Consider the following 1072-nt stretch of genomic DNA (forward strand, 5'->3'; position numbering starts at 1 on the left):
GGATGCGGTGGCGGTGGTCTGTGCGGACGAACGCTTGAGCTATGGCGAGCTCAATGCGCGGGCCAACCGCCTGGCGCATCATCTGATCGCACTCGGGGTCACGCCCGGGGATCGCCTTGCGACAATGCTGGATCGCTCCGTCGTCCTGGTGGTGGCACAGCTGGCGATCCTGAAGGCGGGCGGAGTTTATGTGCCGATCGATCGCAGTCTTCCACCAGCGCGACAGAGCTGGATGATGGCCGACTGTGCTGCGCGCCTGGTGCTCACCAACAGTGATGATGATCTGGTCGAGGTGACGATTCCTGTTCTGCCTATTGAGCCGCTCATGACTGGAGCAGGCCTTAGCACCGATCCTGGCTTGGCATTGACCGCCGAGGCTGCCGCCTACGTCATGTACACCTCCGGCTCGACCGGCCTTCCGAAGGGGGTTGTTGTTCCTCATCGTGCCGTAAACCGACTGGTCATCAACAACGGATATGCGCAGTTCAATGCGAGTGATCGTGTGGCGTGGGTGGGCAACCCCGCGTTTGATATCAGTACACTGGAAGTCTGGGCACCGCTGCTACACGGCTCTAGCCTGATCGTGATTCCATACACTGATGCGCTGCAACCAGGGGTGCTGCGCGGCCTGGTTCAGCAGCACCGCATTAGCGTCCTGCATTTGACGGCCGGGTTGTTCAACCAGAGCGCTGCTGATTTGGGCCCGGTGCCGGCGAGTTTGCGGTTGCTATTGGTTGGCGGTGATGCGGTTGATGTGGCGGCAGTCGCACCGATTTTGAGCCAGAGCCGACCGCAACATCTCCTGCATTGCTACGGTCCGACCGAGACGACGACTTTTGCGACAGTCTGCGAGATTACCGCGATTGATGAGACATTGCAGCGGCTCCCCATCGGCCGTCCGATTGCGAACACGCGTGTGTATCTGCTCGATGGCCATGGCGCGCCCGTTCCGTTGGGAGCGGTGGGAGAGCTCTACATTGGCGGGGCGGGGGTCGCGCGTGGCTATCTGAACCGGCCCGAACTGACGGCGGAGAGGTTCTTGGCCGATCCGTTCAGTGGTGAGGTCGGCGCA

At 61.6% G+C, this 1072-nt stretch carries 1 protein-coding gene; it reads left to right on the top strand.

All coding sequences use genetic code 11. The features are described 5' to 3' along the window. Positions 1 to 13: 13 nt before the first annotated feature. Positions 14 to 1072: amino acid adenylation domain-containing protein (locus IVB27_RS30330; RefSeq protein WP_345946941.1), on the top strand; the 1059-nt coding region annotated here is incomplete at its 3' end.

Origin of the sequence: Bradyrhizobium sp. 197 (assembly GCF_023073375.1) — a bacterium.
Lineage (GTDB): Bacteria > Pseudomonadota > Alphaproteobacteria > Rhizobiales > Xanthobacteraceae > Bradyrhizobium.